Below are 20,132 nucleotides of genomic sequence, written 5' to 3' on the forward strand. Positions count from 1 at the left end.
GCTTATCCTTCCATGATACTGATTTCACCTTTTTTTCACATTTATTTTATGCTATAGTCTTAAATATGAAGTCGCCCGATTTCGACATCTTCTGAAAAAGGGGCGCAAAAGAGGGAATGGAAGTGGGTTTGTGAGGACATTAACGGTAACAGATGTTCTGAAACTGAATATTTTTCATCATGCGTCGCTCGTCACCGGGAGAGAGGGGCTTTCGCGTCCTGTTTCCAGCATTACAACAGTAGAGGACACGGATCTTCTTCATTATCTGAAAGACGGGGAGATTCTTCTCCTATCCATCCGCTTTGCCTCTGAAGTCCTGCATCTCGGCGAGCACATGGAGCTTCTTGCCTCGAAGCAGATTGCGGCTATTATCCTGAAGGGCGGGACAGACAACGTCACGGAGCCTGTTCCCGGAGATATTCTAAGAAACGCCTCTCGTTTCTCAATCCCCGTGGTTCTGCTGCCTCCGGATGTTCGGTTTATCGATGCCATTTCTGCAGTCATGTCACTTGTTATGAAGGTAAAAAACCGCTATTATCTCGATATACAAAATAACCTGACAAAGGCGGTTGCCTCCGGCTTCCAGGAAGAAGATATCCTCCACTACTTGGGAGACTATATTCCCGGATATTTTACTGTCACAGATTCGGAAGGCCAACAGCTTCAACAGCATACTGCCTCTGGTTTTGATCCAAATACCGCCGTGGCTGACCGTCTCCGGCTCCCCATCCTCTGTATGGGGAAGGTTACGGGCTACCTGACGTCGGTGACAAACTCTTTCCTGGAAGAGCATCAGGAAATGCTTTTAAAAACCGCATCCCATCTCTTATCGGTGCTTGTACTCAAGAAATATTATGTGGCAAAAATTGAACAGAAATATATCTCCGGTTTCCTAAGCGAACTTTTCGAGAAACGGCTGAGTCCAGATGCGATTGTGGAGAAAGCGCACAATTATGGTTGGAACCGGGGCGACAGCTACGCCGCCATATCTTTAGAGCTCTCCTCCGAACGAAGCAAAACGAAGGTTCCAGAGGCTCTTATGGAGATTACCGCTTTCCTCCCAGAGGAAAACTGTTTTTTTTATATCAAAGAGCCGTATCTTCATGTGTTGTTGCGTTCAGTACATCCGGCCTCTATGGACTTATGTGGGGCCGCTGCAGCGACACTTGAACAAATTCAGGCGTATCTGAATAAACAGCACCGCACACTCTCCCTTTTTGCAGGGATCAGCAGCCAGACCACAGATGTGAGTACACTATCTAAGAAAGTACAGGAAGCGTATGACGCTCTCCAATTTGGACACGCCTTTGGCAATCCAATCGTCAAATATAACGACATGGGCGTTTTAAGGCTTCTGGCCTCCCACTCGAACTTTGAGAATTTTGCACAGATCATTCCTCCGGCTGTTCAGAAACTTGCAGACTACGACAAAGAGAACAATACGGAATATCTACAGACGCTGGATTCACTCCTTGGCAACAACCTGAATTTAAGCAAGACCGCAAAGCAACTCTTTATACATTATAAGACCATGCTGCATCGCATGAATCGAATATGTGAGATTGCGGAGATCTCTCTGGACGATCGCCAGACGCGTCTCGACGTGGAGCTGGGCGTTAAGCTTTATATGATGCTCCCAAAATGACATCCTGTTTTCAAACAGTGGCAACAGACAGTTTCTTTATATTTGATTCATTCATAATACGGGCGGTACGCTTAACGGTGTAACCGCCCCCTTCCTTTTTAGAGATGACAAAGGGCGGCACAGCAATGTGCCGCCCTTTCAATATGAAGTTAATCTGTTATTTAAAAACAATCATGTACACTATCTGGAATGCAATCATAATCAGAGAGATCACTACCTGATTCTTAATTACAGCAAACCGATCATTCTCTTTCGAAAATGGTTCCTTTGCAGAATGGCGCCGCCACCTTCATCTTCTTCATAAGGAAGTAGTATGCGACTGCAGTCGGAATCAGGCTGACGTACCAAGACAGCTCAACTACCAGCAGGGAACAGAGGGATCCGAAAAGGATGGCAATGATCGCCGCCCAGTTCACACCCTTAAATGGTCCCTGTTTGTCGTACATCATGTTGATATCCAGCTTCTGCCGTCTCAGAACGAAGTAATCCACTGCCATTACCGCGAAAATCGGTCCGAGAAATGCGGAGTAGAACTGTGTGAAGAGATTCAGTCCTGCCGCAGATTCATCTGTTACCAGTTTCCAAGGCATACAGCATATGGAAAGCACACCGACAATGACGGTGGAGAGTTTCCATTTTACATGAAACGCCTCCATCAGCACATAAGCCGGAGGCACGATATTGTTCAGTACGTTGGTCGTCACCTGGGCAAACGCAATGAAAAGCAGAGTCACGATTGTAAGTACCTTGCTACCCATGGTTGTGGAAAACACAACAACCGGATCGCTGTTTCCTGTTGCCGCTGTGACAAGCAGTCCGATCAATCCCATGAACAGAGTAACCGGAAGAATGGCGATCGTATAAATTGATCCCGTCTTGACCGGTCCCACATTTTCCTTGACGTTCCTGGAGTAATCAGACGCATTGATAATCATCGTAGAATAAATTCCAAGGAACGATGTGGTAGCTGCCCAAAACGGCATTCCCCATGTCCCCTTGATTCCGGCAAACACGTCGTCAATCTCCGTAGAGAACTGAGTGCGTACGACATACAGCATGTAAATTAAAATGGCAATAATAAAAATACAGGAGATATTTTCCATCCATTTGATACCTTCAAATCCCTTGATAGCAAGCGCCACCTGCAGAATTGTAAAGAGGACGTAGATAACCGGAAGATTATCAAATCCAAATAAAATGTCGAGACAACTATTGATGGCCCCCGCTCCTACCCAGCTCTGGAATCCAAACCAGATGATAGCCGGAATTCCACGCAGGAGACCAGGTACTTTGATTCCCGCTGTACCGAAGCTACTTCTAAGCTGTACGGTGAATGGAATCCCGTATTTATGGCCGCACTGTCCGATGATGACCAGGGCAATGGCGATGACGAGACAGCCGATCACCATGGCAAGAATCGCTTGGGTAACAGTCAACGCTCCGATCAAACCAGCACCCATAGAGAACGTTCCGATGGAAACGCATCCCCCCATGAAGCTGGCCGCATAGGAGACCGGATCCATGATTCTCTTTTTTGTTGGCTGCAAATCCGGATCCACGTTCTTTACGAGTTCCGGATTTAAGTGTTTATTCTCAACAATATTTTTCATAGTTTCTCCTTTCTGTCATCTGATCAGTCTATTCTTTTCACCAGCATACCTGCTCCTTTTTCTCCGGTTACCCTGCCGTCCTTGGCAGCTACTTTTCCTCTCAGTATCGTGCATACCGGAATCCCTTTCCCCTTCATCCCTACGAAAGCGGAAATCTTGTTCACATAGAGGAGCGAATCTGCTGTGATTTCCCACTCCTTGTCCGGATCCACAATCAGAAGGTCCGCATCAAATCCAATCTGAATATCTCCTTTCTTACCGTAAATTCCGAAGGCTTTCGCAGGCTGTACAGACATTGCATTTGCGAGGACACACGGACAGAGATTTCTCTTGACACAGCCTTCGTGGAACGCTACCTGAAATCCACTCTGAATACCACTGATGCCTCCCCATACGTCAAAGACATTCTCGATCCTTTTACCGAGAATCTCATGGAATTTCTCGTCATAGGAACATGGAGAGTGGTCACTTGCGATACCACTGATCGTACCATCCTCCACATAAGACCAAAGACGGTCCACCTCTTCTTGGGAACGCAGCGGCGGAGCACATTTAAAGAGTGGTCCGTTTTTGATAACGTCCTTATCCGTCATGCTCAGGTAATGGGAACATGTCTCGGCTGTAATGTCATATCCCTCCTGCTGTGCTTCTTTAATTTTCTGTGCCACATCCGGGCTGCTGACATGACAAATATGCGCTTTGCACCCCGTCGTTTTTGCAATCTCGATAATATCCACGGTAGCCAGCATCTCCGCAATCACCGGTCTGGAGTCAAGGTATCCCTGCCAGTCAAGCCGTCCCTCTTTAATCATTCTCTGCTCCTGCCACTTGATTGTGGAGAAGTCCTCACAATGAAATCCCGCTCGTCCTCCAAATTTCTGAATCCTCTGCATTGCCTCATATGCCTGCCCATAACTTAAAGAACTATAATCCGGTGATACCGGACCAATAAAAGATTTAAAAGCAACGCAACCCTTCTTATACAAATCTTCCAGCTCATCAAAATTATCCGGAATCAATCCGCCCCAAAAACAGTAGTCCACATATGCGTTCGGATCCACGGCCTCTACTTTCCGATCAAAAAGTTTTGCTGTCGTCATGGCCGGTTCGTTCTGAAGCGGCATATCGATGATTGTCGTATAGCCCCCTACCGCTGCCGCTGCCGTTCCGTGGGCATAGTCTTCACGCCATTCATAGCCCGGATCATTCAGATGCGCGTGCGTATCGATCGCTCCAGGGAACACATACTTACCGCCCGCATCGATGACCTTTTCAGCTTCCACCTCCACGCCTGGGGACAAAATTGCCGCAATCTTTCCGTCTTTTACGGCAATATCACCCTCTTTGACCGAGTCCGCTGTCACAATTTTCCCATTTTTCACGAGTAGTTCGTACATTTTTCTCCTCCTTTTCATACATTTTAAGATGTAATCTATCTGCACTGTCTTCTATCATTTAAAACAGTTCAGTCCACAGGTTTGACAAAGGAAAAAGGCGCACAGAACCGGTCAGAACCTGGATCCATACACCTTTTTTGTCATTTTCGATATGCATTAATATTTCACGGTTTTCTTTTCGTTATAAACATCATAATCGAATTCACCGATCTTACATGCAACCAGCATGGCAACCATAACGTCGACATCGACATTCATCAATGTACGGAACATTCCGGCAAACCAGTCAATACCGATTAATACTGCGATACTGTCCATAGGAAGTCCTAACGAGGACGCCAGGAATGTGTAAACAATCACAGATCCACCTGGAACGGAGATCGTTCCCAAACACATCAGACAGGAAAGCAGGATCGCCATTCCCATCTGGTACGGGCTTAACTCAATACCCGTGGCCTGTGCCATAAAGAAAATAGCTACTACATAGCACTGTGCCGCGCCACAGCTGTTCATGGACATCGTAATCGGCCCTGTGAAGTCCGCCACTTTACGGCTGACGCCAAACTTCTCTACCGCATCCTCCATCTTTGTCGGAAGGCAGATCGCGCCGGAAGTTGTCGTGATAGCCATCATGGACATTTTCGCAAACTTCTTTGGCATCTTGAAGAGATTTACCTTGCAAAGAGCCGCCGTAAGCGGTCCGAATACAAGAAATTGGATGATGTCGCCGACAAGTAAAATACCAAGGAACTTAAACATCGGTTTGATTACGTCAAAGCCTGTTTTTCCTGCTACATCTGCCAGCAGACAGAAGATACCGATTGGAGCAATCGTCATAACGATCTTGATAATGTTTGTAATAATGTTGTTAAGACCAAGCACGAGATCCGCCACATTCCTGTTCTTGGTGTTTTTTGTGTACTGTCCCATTGCGACGCCAAAGAACAAGGCAAACACAATACATGGCACCATGGACCCTTCCGCCATCGCCTGAATGACATTGGTCGGCACAAAATTCGTGAGCGTCTCTTGAAGAGAGGCAGATCCTACCGTCGCTTCCGCCACTTCTTCGGCCGAAGAGAGGTCAATTCCGATACCCGGTTTTACAAGCATGGCCAACACGACTCCTAATGCCGCAGAAAAGATTGTAAATCCGATAATCCACTTGAATGTATGGAATCCCATCTTTCCTACGTCACGACCGTCTCCCCCTCCGACAGCGCCAGCTACTGCTGACATAACGAGAAGAACAACGGACATCTGAATCAGACGTAAGAAGATGTCGCCGATAAACTTAATGTTGGATGCCCATGGTCCTACGATCACTCCGAAAACCAGACCGCCGATAGTAGCCACCAGAATCTGCGTTGTCAATGAAATTGAGAATTTTTTCTTTTTCTCCATCCATATTTCCTTCCTTTCCCAAGATTTGGTTTTTACCTAACCAAAAGTTATATTGTCATTTTATCGGATAACCTACTTTGTTACAATATAGAAAACGAGGGAAAAAAAACTTGTTTTTTATCCATCTTGTATAATTTCTTTGTTTTATTTGCCATTTTCTCGTCTTTTTGCTAAAATTCTAGCAGACACAAACGTTTAATATCAGGTAAAACCCTGTCTAAAAGAGGTTAAAAATATGAAACAGTTTATCACAGAAACAATGTCCTTTGCGTCCGGTATCCTCTCGCATATATCAGAGGGAATGGTACATTCCGTCTACCGAAAAACGATCAATGTGCAGATGGGATCATCCCTCGTCGCCCTTCAGGCGGCCGGATCCCCCCTGTCTCCGGTAAGTCTGATTACGGGACTTGACGTCGGTGAGATGTCCGGACTTCCTGTCGTGCCGGGGGATCAAGTATTCGTAGACAAGAAGACGATCATCCTATTCTCCAAATCATCCAGGATCATCTTTCGTTTTGATGAAGCCGCCATCTATGATTCGCTTCTTCGTGACTACGCCGTCCCCCTTCCCCTTCCAGCTATAAAAGAATCGCTTCTACAGTCGTCCTCCGGAGGGCTTACCGAGCTTTTCTCCAAAGCACTGCTGAAAAACCCTTCCGATTTCGCAAAAGGGGTATTTCTGGCAGTCGCACAAAAGCGGATGGAAGACGCAAGAAAAGAGGTACTGGACATCTGCTATGACAAGGCCGCCGTTACCCTTGCCGGAATGACGGGACTTGGCATGGGACTTACCCCGTCAGGAGACGATTTCCTCTGCGGAGTACTGGCCGGACTCCTGTTTTCGGGACAATGGGATCACCCGTTTGCCCAGGCACTTCGCCAGACAATCTCACGCCGCCTTGGAGATACCAACGACATCAGCCGGACCTTTCTTTCCTGTGCGCTTTCCTGCCATTTCAGCCGCCCGGTAAAGGAACTACCGCTTGCATCTGGCACTACAGAAATCCTTTCTTCGTTTGGAGCAATCGGACATTCTTCCGGGTTTGACACTCTTTGCGGAATCTACTATGGATACACCCTTTGCCTCAGCCAAGAAGATGTACCTGGAAAGTAAATGATCTCGGCTCCTCTCCCTTGACTATATAAGGCTCGTGAGTCCATGCCCCCCCATCTTTCGTCGCCGCCAACTTCCGTCTGCATATCGAGAATCCGCAGCACTGTCGCATAAGACGCTGGAAGTTCAAATATATGCTCTGCCGACTCAATCTCGTGGCAGGTATAAGGGAGAACAGAGAACTCAAATGTCCGGTCCGTCTCGGTCGGTATGCCGGTCCCCTCCATTTTTCCTGACATTTCACCTTGTTTTTCTTCGGTTTTTCGTCTGTAACCAGTATAAAATCGGCGCTTTCTTTTTGCAATATTTTTCTGAAAAACAAGATACAACCAAAAATTATTCAGAACATTATATTGCGTGCAAATGGAAAACCTTCTATAATAAGGTATAGAAACGTTGTCTGTTGTATTTGGAATATGCTGTCACCTTTCCATAATTAAGTACAATTATTTTTTCAAACACCATATTTTTTAATCAAGGAGGTACTTAATTTTATGAAAGTAGTTGTCGGTGGAGATCATGCAGGATATGAATTAAAACAAAAGGTTCTGGCATATTTGGAGGAACAGGGTCATGAGGTAATCCATGTAGGAAGCTATACTCCTGAAATGGTAGATTTTCCGGATATCGCCGCAAAAGTGTGTCGATCAATTCTCGATGGCGAGGCCGAGCGGGGCATTATGGTATGTGGTACCGGAGTGGGTGCGGCAATCGCCTGCAACAAATACCCTGGCATCCGGGCGTCAGTCGTGCACGATATTTACACTGCACATCAGTGCGTAGAGCATGACAATGTTCAGGTCATGGCACTCGGCGGACAGATCGTCGGTGATATTGTTGCAAAAGAGCTGATTCAACTTTTCCTTGACGCCACATTCTCAGAGAGCGAAGAATTCCACATTCGTGTTGCCAAACTGGAAAAGCTTGATCAGATTCCACGTTCCGAATAAACGCTTAGACAAAAGAATACCATCCATCTCGCAGTTTCGGACATTGATTTTGGTCCGTCACCTCAGATGGATGGTGTTTTTATTCCATATGATAAAAATTTCTGCACAAAGATTTGTCATAATAGACCGTCTCTTTTTCGATAAATTCGCTCGTTTCTCCGTTGACACGAACAATACTGACCGCACAGTTTACCGGAACTCCCTCCTGCCAGAAATTCTCTGGATTTTCATAGATCTGATTTAAGATTCCCCTCATGGCACAGCCATGCGTGGAAACAAGAATCGTCTTATCCCGGTAGCTCTCCGTGTGAATCAGATCCTGGTAAAACTCCCCTGTACGCTTGCATACCTCCCGGATCGTCTCGCCTCCCGGAGCTCCCGGAAAGGAAAAAGGCTGCTCATAAAACAACCTGATCGTGCCGCTGACAGAGGAATACTTTGGATCCCGGACGCCAATTCCGTCCCACTCTCCCCAGTTGATCTCCCGGATTCTGGAGTCCCTAAGAACAGGGATCTTTCTGTCTCCAATCAAAATCCGAGCGGTCTCCAGGGCTCTGGAAAGGGGACTGGATATTGCCAGGTCAAAAGGAACGTCCTCCAATGCCCTGGCCGTGATCCGGGCGAGCTCCTTGCCATTTTTATTCAGAGGAGTATCGTGCTCCCCCTGCATCCGTCGCTCCTGGTTCCAGTCGGTCTCTCCATGTCTTACTATATATAGCAGCATTCCTTCATTCCTTTCTGCCGAATCACGCTCCCGCAGTCTCACACCGCCATTTTTCGTCCAGTTCCTTGATCTTTTCTACCTTTCTCCCCGATGGGCAGGATGGATCAAATTCTGAATCCAGCCAGATGTCCACCAGCTTTTTGGCTACAGCCTCCCCTGTCACCAGTGCGCCAAAAGTAATAATTTGGGCGTCATTACTCTTGATAGCCCGCTCTGCCGAATACGGGTCTGTACACTGGGCCGCACGGATTCCCGGCACCTTATTTGCCACGATGGACATCCCAATTCCGGTCCCACATATGAGAATGCCCCGGTCATAGGTTCCGGCGGCAACTGCTTCCGCCACCTTCCAGGCAATATCCGGGTAATCTACCGGCTCCTCTGTATAGACGCCTGCGTCTGTCACCTCTGCTCCTCTCTCCTGAAGGTATCCTTTCAGTGTATTCTTTAATTTCAGACCGTTGTGGTCCGCTCCTATCACAATTTTCATCTGTCTTCACCTTGTCTTAACATCTTCGCTGTTGTATGAACCAGTTCGCTGTACAAATCCGCATAAATACCGCAGCCTGTCGTAAACAGACCATTGACATCCGGAAGTGCAGCGATATCCAGGCTCCTTTCCATCGTAATTCCCCCGCCGTAGACGATGTAAGCCTGTTTTGCCATGTTGTGTCCGTACCGCTTTGCCAGAAACCCGCGGATTTTGTGGTGGACGCTCTGGATATGAGAAAGCCCCACCACATTCTTCTTCCCGATGCCCCATCTCGGCTCGTAAGCAAAAATGATGTGCGAAGCTTCGGCTTCTCCGACTCCGTCCAGCAACTCAGAAAGCTGGTTTTCGATAAAGCATCTCACCTCTTCATCGCTTCCCTCTTCTTCTTCACCCATACAGAGAAATGGGGTCAGGGAAAGACGAAGCGCCTGTTTTAGTTTCCGGTTCGCCATCTCATTATCTTCATGTAAATATTTTCTTCGTTCCTGATGGTTGATTTCCACATATTGACAACCGATCTCCAGGAGCATCTTCCCGGAAATTTCTCCCGTATAAGCTCCTTCATCCTCCCAGAACAAATCCTGACCTCCGATTTTAAGCGCACTTTCTTTAGAAAGCTTTCTGCAAATCTCCGGAATCGCCGGAAAAGAGGGGAAAATAACAACCGGGAATTCGTGGAATCCTTCCAGCCTCTTTTCCAGTTCTCTCGCGGTATCAATACTGTCCTGATATGTTTTTACCATTTTCCATCCGGAACCAACAATAAACTGTTTCATTCTGTTACCGCCTAACGATTCTTCATGAATTCTTCCGCCACCAGCATCGCCTGCTTCATGTTTGTTCCATCGGCTATGCCTTTTCCTGCAATATCAAAAGCCGTTCCATGATCCACGGACGTCCGTATAATCGGTAAACCGATTGTACAGTTGACACACTGGCTCATGAACTGAAGCTTTGCCGCAATATGTCCCTGATCATGATACATCGCCACCGCCGCGTCATATACGCCGTTCAGTGTTTTTCCAAACACAGAGTCCGGCGGAATCGGACCTTCTACATCAATACCTTCCATTTTTGCCTCTTCAATGGCCGGACCGATCTCCCGGATCTCCTCATCTCCAAAAAGACCATGTTCGCCCGCATGCGGATTGAGACCTGCCACAGCAAGGTGCGGGTGCTCCATACCGGTCTGAATCATAGCCTGATTCAAAAGATGGATAACATCCAGAACTCTCTGTTTTGTCGCACGGTTACATGCCTCCCGCAAAGAACAATGTGTCGAAACATGCATTATCTTCAATGGTCCGTAGAACATCATAGCATAGGTCTTTGTCCCGGTCAGAGTCGCAAAGATTTCCGTGTGTCCATCGTAAAGGTGTCCACCCATGTGGAGAGCTTCCTTGTTCAGAGGAGCAGTAACTACCGCTGCGATTTTCCCGCTCATGGCGTCCCGTATGCTGCGCTCAATATATCGATACGCTGCATCTCCGCATTTTGCGGACAGTTTGCCGATTTCGTATTCTGTCATCGTAAGACCACAACTGTCAATCACATTTACAGCATGTTCCACATAGTCTTCCGTCTCCTGGATATCTACAATTTTAAGTCCCAGATTCAGCATCCCATTGTAATACTCCAGAATATCCGCCGCGCCGTACACGACATACTGATGCTCATACACCTGCTCCTGGGCAAGCGCCTTCATAATGATCTCCGGGCCCACTCCGGCCGGATCTCCCATTGTAATACCAATGATACTCATGTTATCTGCTCTTCCTTTCTTTTAAGTATCGAATAGACTCTGCAATCGCATTTTCATCCCCGATGGACCCTCCTTTTACAACCAGAGGCAATCCCGGGTAATCTCCGTCGACTGTCTCCACAAGCACGACAATCGGCAGTACCTCTTCTACCAGTCTGGCGCCATGGGCGTGATTTTTCTCCATAAAACTGATAGCTGTATCTCCACCTGTCAAAAAAACGCCGCAGACATTCGCCTGCTTCAGGATCATTGCCGAAAGCTCACCGAGACGCTCCTGGGTATAACGCGCCACATCGCCCCGTTTCATACCAAGTTTTTTTCCGGTATCCACGGAATCCAGATAATCCTCATGCTCCCTTGCCGAAACTACAATGACGTTCTCGCCAAGCTTTAAGCCTTCTACCGCCTCGTCGGCGACCTTTGCCAGATTTCCGCCTTTTAAAAGTCCGGAAACATTCATTTCCACAATTCGTGCGCCCTGCTCTTTCGCTCTTCTAACCTGATTTCTTGACGTATCACTGATGCTGCCAACCAAAGACAGTACCGGATACTTCGGACACAGAGTATAGAAAAGAGCATTGGCCATTCCCGCTGATCCTACCCAGAGCACCTTTTTCTTCTTGCTTAGGATGAAACGTACGACCGTATCCATATCTTCATTGTTCAGAACGTCAAACGTGATCAGACCGGACCCATCGAGCTCCAGTTTTCCGCTGCGGATCTGAGCCAGCGTAAAATACTGCACCGGTTCTTCCATCTCCGTCTCCAGCAGCTTTTTCAGATTGTCCTCTTTCACCAGGCAGAGTGGATCCCGCATGATCTCCGTTTCACAGATCCGTATGCCATTCATCATCAGGATCCCATCCACCACCGTCCGGTTAGAGTCCGGATTGCCCGGATTGAATACCGTCAGATCCGGCTTAAGTACTTCTCTCGCCGCCATCAGCTCTGCCCTAATATTTCCACGGATCGTAGAATCGATTTTTTTGTAATAGTGGTCATAGTGGTATGTCTCCATATCCTGATAAATCTTTTTGACCTTCTCATACGCCTCTTCTGCCGGAATATTCCTCGACTCTGAGTCAATGACATAGGATTCATTGGGATCGATCCCATCCGTGTTAAACGCAATTCTGGCCTCAATCCCGTTTTTTGACATTTGGACTCCCGCGTCGCCTGCTCCGGTAAAATCATCGGCGATCATTAAAAATTTTTCCATGATATACCGCTCCTTTATGTTCGCCGTTATTTACCGGATGCTTTCTCCGCCTTTGCTTCCTTAGGGAACTTTGGACATCCGAACTTCTTAGCCCACCAGCTCACGATAAACGGAACGAGCAGTGCTGATAATACGGTGGAAGCCGCCACCTGAACCGTGGCCGTACCTACAAATTCCGCCCATGCCGGGTCGGCCGTACCGATAACTGCCGGAACCGCCACCGCATTTCCCGCAGTCGTCGCTACTGCCCAGGCCGCATATCCCGGACGTCTGCCGATAAAATGATCGCACAGATAGATGAACCCACCGCCGATAAAGATTGTGATCAGACCAAGAACAATACCAGATACCCCACCTTTAAGAACATTCGCAAGGTCGATACCTGCTCCAAGGGAGAATCCTGTGAATGGGATAATGGCATCTCCTACCGGTCCGAAGAATTCTGTCACTTTGTTATCCAGGTTTCCAAGAATCATACCGGCAATGATCGGAACCAGCGCCGCCACAAGGCTCATAATCGGAATATCAGCAAGTCCAGAAGCGCCAAGCGCTACCAGTGTCAGGAATGGACCGTCATTGATTGCCAGAATCGGCATACATGCACAGTCAATATCGTCCCCGTATGTCTGCATCAGTGCATAATAAACACTGCCGTTACTGTTTGTGACCGCACAGATGATTGCCATACTTGAGATGCCAAGAATACCTGCAGGGCCAAAGATACGGCCAACCAAAATACCTAAAATCGCACCGATCGCAAACTTCGCCACCAGGAGCAGCCCGCCCCGCTTTAAAACCGCGGGCATCTCTTTGAGCCTCAGTTTCGTACCCATACAAAATAGCAGAATTCCAAGGGCACAGTTACCGCCTGCACTGGAAAATGTCGCTGTCGTAATTCCACCGATCTGCAGAGCATCCGGGACAAAGGTGTTGACAAGGCATCCCAAAAACAGGGGAACAACCATCATACCCGCCGGCACTCTTCTCAAAAAATTCATAATCATATGTACACCAACCTCCTGTCTCTATCTTTCATGTACTGTCTCTACATTCCATTTTTTCTTCTGTTTTTCGTTTCTCTCTTCTTTTCTCCTTTCGGGACTTCCTTTCCTGATGGCCACTTGGATGAGAAAGTCCCCACAATCCCTCCTTCTGCATTGTGAAAATGTACAATTATTTTTTTCAAAACGCTGTCTTTATATTCACATTGTATATCCGATAATAGGATTTGCTAAGAATGAAAAATATTTGACTCTTACATAGATCGAAAAAACTTTCAGACAGGAACATGGGGAAAAATTTTTTAATATATTTTAGGGAGAGGTGTCCTTCCTTACAGGTATATAACTTAAAGTAAAAAAGCGGCATAAAGCCGCATAAAACAAAACCAAATTGTCAGACCTCTTCATCAGGGGACGTATCCCGGCGCATCGGAACACATCCCCGAAAACCAAAAACAATCAGTGCCCTTCTTTATAGAGTTTGAGTACAGTTCCACCAAGTCTATAATCCACAATCAGCACATCAATAAGACCACCTTTCAAAGCGGCAAGTACTGCGTGTGCCTTTTCTTCGCCAGATGCAAGTGTAACTTTTATCGGAATCTTCCGGAATTGTTCCAGGCTGATGGAAATCGTTCTTTCTTTAAGCTCGGTATCACATTCATTGCCTTCCTTGTCCAGAAACCTAAGCGCGACGTCTCCAATCACATGGTGTTCTTTGAGCATAGCAACTTCATCCGGAGAGAGATAATAGGGTTTGGCAAGGATGGAAGTGACTTTGGGGTAAAACGCGCCTATCCCGTTGATCGCAATATCCACCTTATCAAACATATCCATGACCTGAGAGATACTTTTCTCTTTTTTGAGCATCTTAACCGTCTCGGCTGAGTTCATCAGCGTATCTGTCAGCAAAATATACTTTCTGCCGGAAAAAGCTTTTGCCATACGGGATACGAGTGTCCGGACATCCCATTCTGTCACGCAGTTGCTTAAACTTCCATGTAAAGTGACGAAAGTAGTATTCGCTTTTTGTGCTGGATTGAGATAGTTAATCATCTGATAGACTGTACTCCCCCATGTGACTCCAAGTACATCATTTTCTTTGATGACTCTTTGCAGATATCTTGCCCCCTCCAGTGCGACAAGTTTTTTTACCATCTCCGGCTCCATAGCGGAATCGTCTTCATCCTCTCCCATATCAATTACCGGACTGATAATCACTTCTTTCAGGCCAAAGGCATTGCTGATTTCCTGTCCCAGATTCAGACACTCCACATAAGGATTCCGAATCACAAATTCGATGATCTTCTCATCCCTTGCCCGTTTCAGAAGTCTGGACACTGTTGTCACCGACACGTCCAGGTCTTTTGCGATCTGGTTCTGGGACCTGTCAAGGATATAGTACTGATATGCCGCCTTTAAAACCAAAAACACGGATTGATCATATTTATCTAGTTTCATCTTTTGTCTCCTTTCTGACGACCCAACCCTTTTGTATGTTCTCTCTATTATACGTTCTCTTCTTTAATATTGCAATCATTTTCAAACATGGGAGGTTTTTCCAGAAATTTATCAGATAAATCGTGTTCTTTACTTTTAACAATACAAAATGGATTGAAAATATTTTCGCTATTGAAATTATTCTCTCATTCAGATACATTGAACTCAGAAACAGTGTACACGGTCATTTCAGTGTAAGGAGGAAAACGATAATGAAACAAAACAGAATGTTCAGCGACCTGCTGAATCCGTTATACGAGGGATGTGATCTTGAAAATTTATGTGTAGCCACTTATCTTGTGGGGGCAGAAAAAGACGAAGGAATCGTCATCAAAGCACAGAGCATCGGTATTGAGCAGACAACCGGCTCCTGGGTGGATGTGCCGGCTGAAACGGATGAGGTGCGGTCAAAATATTGCTCTAAAGTAATCGGCATCTATGAAGTTCCTGCTTATGAAAATCAGACAAACGTCAATCTTGCAGTAGGTAAGGATGATCTGCGGTTCTATGTGATCCGGATCGGTTATCCGGTAGATAATATTCGGAATAATATCCCGCTTCTCATTGCTTCTATTACAGGAAATATTATGTCCATGCCGTATCTGAAACTTCTGGACATTGACTTTCCAGAGTCTTTTGTGAAAGATTTCCAGGGGCCGAAATTCGGAATCAATGGTATCCGTGACATACTGCACGCTTACAACCGTCCGCTTCTCAACAATATGATTAAGCCATGTACCGGCTATACTCCGGATGTAGGAGAAAAGCTCTTCTACGAAGCGTCTGCGGGCGGTGTCGACATCATAAAGGATGATGAGCTGATCGGTGGAGATCGCGTATTTAACAAAATCGAAGATCGTGTCAAAGCAAACATGGCGGCAGCAAAACGTGCGGAAGAAATCAAGGGCGAACCGACTCTGTACGCATGTAATATTACCGATGATGTGACAAAACTGAAAGAAAATGCCATGAAAGTCATCAACAACGGCGGGAACTGTATCATGGTCGATGTTCACGGTGTAGGTTACTCCGCAGTCAGAGCACTGGCAGAAGATCCGGAAATCACCGTTCCAATCCTGGGCCATTCCTGTTTCAACGGGGCGTTTACCTCATCCCCTTACCAGGGCATGAGCTCAAAGGTTGTTGCCAAACTTGCCCGTCTTGCCGGATGTGATATCTATCTGACACAGCCACCTTATGGTAAATTTGACAATACATTTGACAACTATATTATCAACCTGATTACATCCAAGGCCAAAATGTACGATATCAAACCAATGCTTCCGTTTGTAGGAGGCGGTGTAGTACCAGGCCTGGTTCCGAAATTCCTTGATGATGCCGGAATTGACGTTTTGCTCGGCGTCGGCGCAGGTATCCATGCCCATCCTATGGGACCTCAGGCAGGCGCAAAGGCTTTCCGTGCCGCAATCGACGCCTGCATGAACGACGTCCCTCTTCGTGAAAAAGCAAAAGAATGTAAAGAGCTGGAGGTATCTCTCGAAAAATGGGGACTTTACGGCGAAGACCACTCCAAAAATCTTTACGCAATCTGATTATATAAAAGGCCATAACAACCCTCTTAAGGCAAGGAGCCGGCTTTGCTGTATCATGCAGCAAAGCCGGCTTCTTTTTATAACTCATTGATATTGGACGCACTTACAATCTGTTCCCAACGATTGAAGGAGTAAATCCGGTCTTCATCCGGCCAGAAGCAGACTCTTTGCTCTTCCAGTTCCTCCAACTGCTTTTCCGGATGGGAAAGCCATGTCTCAATCCTCCTTGCGGCCGATTTCAGGCGACTTTTTACACCTCCCAGACGAATATCAATGACCTCATACCCCTGCGGCTTACATTCCGACATCCAGATCGTTTCCCGCATCTCCCACAACTCTTCCAGCACATGCAGACACTGCGGAATTCGTCTCTTGGTCCACTCACGCATCTTCTCCTGATTGTGTTGATCATAGTCAGCTTTAAGATCAAGCCCCATTTCCGCTTTCTCAGCAAGGAATACCGCCAGCCTCTGGTAATAGGTCAACAGATGCCTGGTCCGTTCCGGCTGCGGTCTCTCAAGGCTCTTCTCCAGCTTCTTCGCAAGCTCCTCATAGTGCCTGCGAATCCCCTTCCCCCGAAACTGCCCATCAAAAATACCAAGCATCGGATCCTGGTAAAGCGCCAGTTTGGAAGGATTCGCTGATTTCAGATTGTAAGGATCCTGCGGCTGTAAATTGTCAAATTCATCCAGAAGCATCAGATCCTCGCTGTCAATTCCAAACAGCTCTTTCATCCGACCTTTCAGCATTTCTTGCGTTACTTCGTTTTCGTAGGCACACTCCGCAAAATATGTCAGAGAAAGAAGGCATGTCTCCATCGGAGTTTCGGCTCCGTCATCCTGCCAGAGCGTACAGAACCAGTCCCGCACTCCTTCTTCTTTCATAACTTTTGTTCCTTCTTTTGTCGTCTTCAAAGCTCTCGCATAATTGGGAGCAATCCCGTTCCACGTCCATCCACCGCCTGCAAAATACATCTGACCGGACAACTTTTTATGGAGTTGTACCATATTTCGGTATACATCCCCAGATGCGTTATAATAATCCCAATAGACAAGTGTCAGTCCCGGGTCCGGCTTGTCCTCTTCTTTCCACTCATAATCTTTCGGCACATGATAGTACCGTCCGTCCTCAGCGGCCAGCATAAAATACATGTCGCTCCAGATCATTGGTTCAAACTCATATTTCCTGCAGATCTCACAAACTCTGTCCAGATGCCGCTTCATAATTCCGGTACGATCCTGATATCCGTTTCGGCTCAGATAGTTCCCAAGACCAAGCTGGAATGCCTCATCCATCCCGATATGGATCCGTTTTCCGGTAAATAACGTCCGCACAGAACGAATCATGGCATCCAGAAACTCATATACCTCCGGCTCTCCCACCAGAAGAATATCAGAATTGTCCCTCATCTTTTCTGTGACCGGCCACCGCAGGTACGTCCGAAGATGCGCCAGCGTCTGAATACACGGTACCATTTCGATTCCAAATTTTTCCGCATACTGTTCCATCGCATGAATTTCTTCTTTCGTATACCTGCCTCGAAGAGCCCCAAAATGCGGATACTCCGGAATTTCATAGGTATCTTCTGTATAAAGCAACAAATCGTTCATTCCCAGAAGAGCCAGGTACTCAATATAGCGTTTTACAGTCTCCATTTTAAGCACGCCGTTCCGGGAACAGTCAAACATGACCCCCAGACGGTCTGTATATGCGGTCTGCGAACAGGAGAAGTCCCCTTTCCGCCCAAGTACGATACCGAGCGCCCGGTAATACTGAACTTCCTCGTGATAACAAATCTTTACGTTATTGCCGTATTTTAAGATCTGGATACCCGGAGTTTCTGAATATTCCGGATAAATCACGATTTCCGTTTCCGGCAAATTCTCAAAGTGTCTTAGCAGAATCTCCGAGGTTTCCTGCAATTTTGTATCCTTTACGATCAGTTTCATGTAATCCTCCTGTTATCCTTTCACTCCTCCAAGAGCAATTCCCTGTACGAACTGCTTCTGGAGGAAAATGTACAAAATAAACGGAAAAATAAATGTAATCAGTGATCCCGCCATGATCAGTCCGTAATTTACCGAATACTGGGTCTTCAATACGGAAAGTGCGACAGTCAATGTATATTTCTCCGTCTCTGTGGCCGCAATCAAAGGCCACAGAAAATCGTTCCATGCAGAAATAAAGGTGAACACAATCAATGTTATGACAACCGGTTTCAACAGCGGCATCACAATCTGAATGAAAATCCGGTATTCCGGACAGCCATCCACCTGCGCCGATTCAATCAGCTCGTCCGGGATGCCATTCATAAACTGCTTTACCAAAAATACTGAAAATGCCCCGATCATCGTGATAACAAGTGCGGTTCTCGTATTGAGAAGTCCCACGTTTTTCATAATGACAAACAGCGGAATCATCGTAACCTGCCCTGGAATCATCAACGAGATCATATAAATCTGGAAAATGAATTTCCGGCCTGGAAAAAGCTTTTTCTCAAATCCATATGCCGCCATACAGGATATTACCACATTCAGCGCACAGGAAGCAATGACTACAACCACGCTGTTTATAAATGCCTGTAAAAATCCACTGTTCTTAAAAATGTAGGCAAAGTTTTCCAGATTGGTAAAGTCCACCTCGTTTAGATGGAGCTTTAACGTCCTTGATTCCGTGAAGGACATTAAAAACATATAGATAAATGGGAACACCGCAATGACTGTAATCAGGATGGTACAAAACAGCCCAAAAATTCCAAGTGGCGTCCAGTGCTCGATTTTTTTTCCTTTACTTTTCTTCATGTGCCTGTCACCTCGCTGTCTCTTCTTTTTCTTTAAAGAATACATTTTCCACCACATTGATAATCAAAATAATGATCAGGAGCAGAATTGCCATTGCACAGGCATAACCCATACGATACTCTTTAAAGGCCGCATTGTAAATTCCCATTACGAGTGTTACTGTAGAACGCCCCGGTCCTCCGTTCGTCATTGTGTACGACAGATCAAACACCTGGAAGGACCAGATAATGCCCAACGTGATGACCAGATAATTGATCGGCTTGAGCATCGGCATTGTAATCTTAAAAAACTGTTGAATCGATGTCGCCCCATCTACACGGGCTGCCTCGTAAAGCTCCGGGGACAGCCCCATAATTCCCGCATAATAAATGACAAGAAAATACCCTACATTCTTCCAGATCGCCACAACACACACGCAAATTAACGCCGTCTTGGAACTTCCGAGCCAGTTCAGCCCATCAATCCCAAAAATGCCAAGAATGGAATTGACGATCCCTCCATCAGTTCCGAAAATGGTTCTCCAGATCGCACCTGCCGTAACCGACGATGCAATAACCGGAATAAACATAGCGCTTCTTAAAAAGTTTCCGACAATATTCTGCATCCGGTCTGCCAGAAACGCCGCGAAAACCAGAGCTAAAAATGTCTGGATCGGCACGGTCACAATTACATATACAAAGGTATTCTTCAGTGCGTCAATGATATACTTGTCAGAAAAGATTTTACTATAATTATCTACTCCGACAAAATCCGCTTTTGTCATAATATCGTAATCCGTAAAACTAAAATACGTTGACATAAAAATCGGGAGCAGACAAAAGCACACCATAAAAAAAAGACTTGGAAGAATATAGATGTATCCCTGAACCATTTCCCTTCTTCTTCTTTTCAAATGTCTCACCTCAATTATTCTATACGGACCGGCAGGAATACTCCCACCGGCCCATATTACATAC

At 46.4% G+C, this 20,132-nt stretch carries 18 protein-coding genes; 4 read left to right on the forward strand and 14 right to left on the reverse strand.

Annotated features, from left to right (window positions below; all coding sequences use genetic code 11):
- Positions 1–130 precede the first annotated feature (130 nt).
- Positions 131–1,645: a PucR family transcriptional regulator gene (locus tag AOA56_RS11905; RefSeq protein WP_053769737.1), complete on the forward strand. Its 1,515-nt coding sequence runs from the start codon at positions 131–133 to the stop codon at positions 1,643–1,645.
- A gap of 242 nt (positions 1,646–1,887) precedes the next feature.
- On the opposite strand, the gene AOA56_RS11910 is transcribed toward AOA56_RS11905, so the two are convergent.
- From AOA56_RS11910 to AOA56_RS11920, 3 genes are all read right to left on the reverse strand, one after another.
- Complete coding sequence (locus tag AOA56_RS11910; protein ID WP_024733833.1) at positions 1,888–3,255, reverse strand: NCS1 family transporter; 1,368 nt, start codon at positions 3,253–3,255, stop codon at positions 1,888–1,890.
- A gap of 23 nt (positions 3,256–3,278) precedes the next feature.
- Complete coding sequence (gene allB / locus AOA56_RS11915) at positions 3,279–4,652, reverse strand: allantoinase AllB (protein WP_053769738.1); 1,374 nt, start codon at positions 4,650–4,652, stop codon at positions 3,279–3,281.
- A gap of 156 nt (positions 4,653–4,808) precedes the next feature.
- The gene (locus AOA56_RS11920) at positions 4,809–6,056 is read right to left on the reverse strand and encodes a dicarboxylate/amino acid:cation symporter (RefSeq protein WP_024733835.1); all 1,248 of its coding nucleotides are present in this window, start codon (positions 6,054–6,056) and stop codon (positions 4,809–4,811) included.
- A gap of 235 nt (positions 6,057–6,291) precedes the next feature.
- On the opposite strand from AOA56_RS11920, the gene AOA56_RS11925 reads away from it, so the two are divergent.
- Positions 6,292–7,173: an oxamate carbamoyltransferase subunit AllH family protein gene (locus AOA56_RS11925; protein WP_053769739.1), complete on the forward strand. Its 882-nt coding sequence runs from the start codon at positions 6,292–6,294 to the stop codon at positions 7,171–7,173.
- Here AOA56_RS11925 and AOA56_RS15620 read toward each other — a convergent pair.
- Entirely contained in the window at positions 7,125–7,412 is a 288-nt protein-coding gene (locus AOA56_RS15620; protein ID WP_082349987.1) for a beta-galactosidase small subunit-related protein, read from the reverse strand. The genes AOA56_RS11925 and AOA56_RS15620 overlap by 49 nt on opposite strands.
- A gap of 255 nt (positions 7,413–7,667) precedes the next feature.
- Between AOA56_RS15620 and AOA56_RS11930 the strand changes: the two genes are divergently transcribed.
- Positions 7,668–8,123 (forward strand): RpiB/LacA/LacB family sugar-phosphate isomerase, encoded by a 456-nt coding sequence (locus tag AOA56_RS11930; protein WP_024733838.1) that lies wholly within the window; start codon positions 7,668–7,670, stop codon positions 8,121–8,123.
- A 79-nt stretch (positions 8,124–8,202) separates the two neighbouring features.
- On the opposite strand, the gene AOA56_RS11935 is transcribed toward AOA56_RS11930, so the two are convergent.
- The 7 genes from AOA56_RS11935 to AOA56_RS11965 form a co-directional block, all read right to left on the reverse strand.
- On the reverse strand, positions 8,203–8,847 hold the full coding sequence (locus AOA56_RS11935; protein WP_024733839.1) for a histidine phosphatase family protein: 645 nt from the start codon (positions 8,845–8,847) through the stop codon (positions 8,203–8,205).
- Between the two features lie 22 nt (positions 8,848–8,869).
- Positions 8,870–9,337: a ribose 5-phosphate isomerase B gene (gene rpiB / locus AOA56_RS11940; protein WP_024733840.1), complete on the reverse strand. Its 468-nt coding sequence runs from the start codon at positions 9,335–9,337 to the stop codon at positions 8,870–8,872.
- Positions 9,334–10,116, reverse strand: coding sequence for a triose-phosphate isomerase family protein (locus AOA56_RS11945; RefSeq protein WP_024733841.1), 783 nt, complete (start codon positions 10,114–10,116; stop codon positions 9,334–9,336). The genes rpiB and AOA56_RS11945 overlap by 4 nt, the downstream gene beginning before the upstream one ends.
- 11 nt (positions 10,117–10,127) lie before the next feature.
- Positions 10,128–11,081 carry a 4-hydroxythreonine-4-phosphate dehydrogenase PdxA gene (gene pdxA, locus AOA56_RS11950; RefSeq protein WP_205694934.1) on the reverse strand — a complete coding sequence of 318 codons (954 nt, stop codon included), beginning with the start codon at positions 11,079–11,081 and terminating at the stop codon, positions 10,128–10,130.
- 22 nt (positions 11,082–11,103) lie between these two features.
- Entirely contained in the window at positions 11,104–12,321 is a 1,218-nt protein-coding gene (locus AOA56_RS11955; protein ID WP_053769741.1) for a four-carbon acid sugar kinase family protein, read from the reverse strand.
- Positions 12,322–12,347: 26 nt separating this feature from the next.
- Positions 12,348–13,325: a 2-keto-3-deoxygluconate permease gene (locus tag AOA56_RS11960; protein ID WP_024733844.1), complete on the reverse strand. Its 978-nt coding sequence runs from the start codon at positions 13,323–13,325 to the stop codon at positions 12,348–12,350.
- A 456-nt stretch (positions 13,326–13,781) separates the two neighbouring features.
- Positions 13,782–14,783: a sugar-binding transcriptional regulator gene (locus tag AOA56_RS11965; protein ID WP_053769742.1), complete on the reverse strand. Its 1,002-nt coding sequence runs from the start codon at positions 14,781–14,783 to the stop codon at positions 13,782–13,784.
- Between the two features lie 251 nt (positions 14,784–15,034).
- Between AOA56_RS11965 and AOA56_RS11970 the strand changes: the two genes are divergently transcribed.
- Complete coding sequence (locus AOA56_RS11970) at positions 15,035–16,375, forward strand: RuBisCO large subunit C-terminal-like domain-containing protein (protein WP_155200482.1); 1,341 nt, start codon at positions 15,035–15,037, stop codon at positions 16,373–16,375.
- Between the two features lie 77 nt (positions 16,376–16,452).
- On the opposite strand, the gene AOA56_RS11975 is transcribed toward AOA56_RS11970, so the two are convergent.
- Genes AOA56_RS11975 through AOA56_RS11985 form a run of 3 tightly spaced genes read right to left on the reverse strand, consistent with a single transcriptional unit; the run spans position 16,453 to position 20,068 of the window.
- Positions 16,453–18,324 (reverse strand): beta-N-acetylhexosaminidase, encoded by a 1,872-nt coding sequence (locus AOA56_RS11975; protein ID WP_053769743.1) that lies wholly within the window; start codon positions 18,322–18,324, stop codon positions 16,453–16,455.
- A gap of 12 nt (positions 18,325–18,336) precedes the next feature.
- A complete protein-coding gene (locus tag AOA56_RS11980; protein ID WP_024733848.1) occupies positions 18,337–19,176 on the reverse strand; it encodes a carbohydrate ABC transporter permease in 840 nt (279 codons plus the stop codon).
- 7 nt (positions 19,177–19,183) lie between these two features.
- Positions 19,184–20,068, reverse strand: a complete 885-nt coding sequence (locus AOA56_RS11985) for a carbohydrate ABC transporter permease (RefSeq protein WP_053769744.1) — start codon at positions 20,066–20,068, stop codon at positions 19,184–19,186.
- Positions 20,069–20,132: the final 64 nt, after the last annotated feature.

The sequence above is a fragment of the Sellimonas intestinalis genome, from assembly GCF_001280875.1.
In the GTDB taxonomy this organism is placed as follows: domain Bacteria; phylum Bacillota; class Clostridia; order Lachnospirales; family Lachnospiraceae; genus Sellimonas; species Sellimonas intestinalis.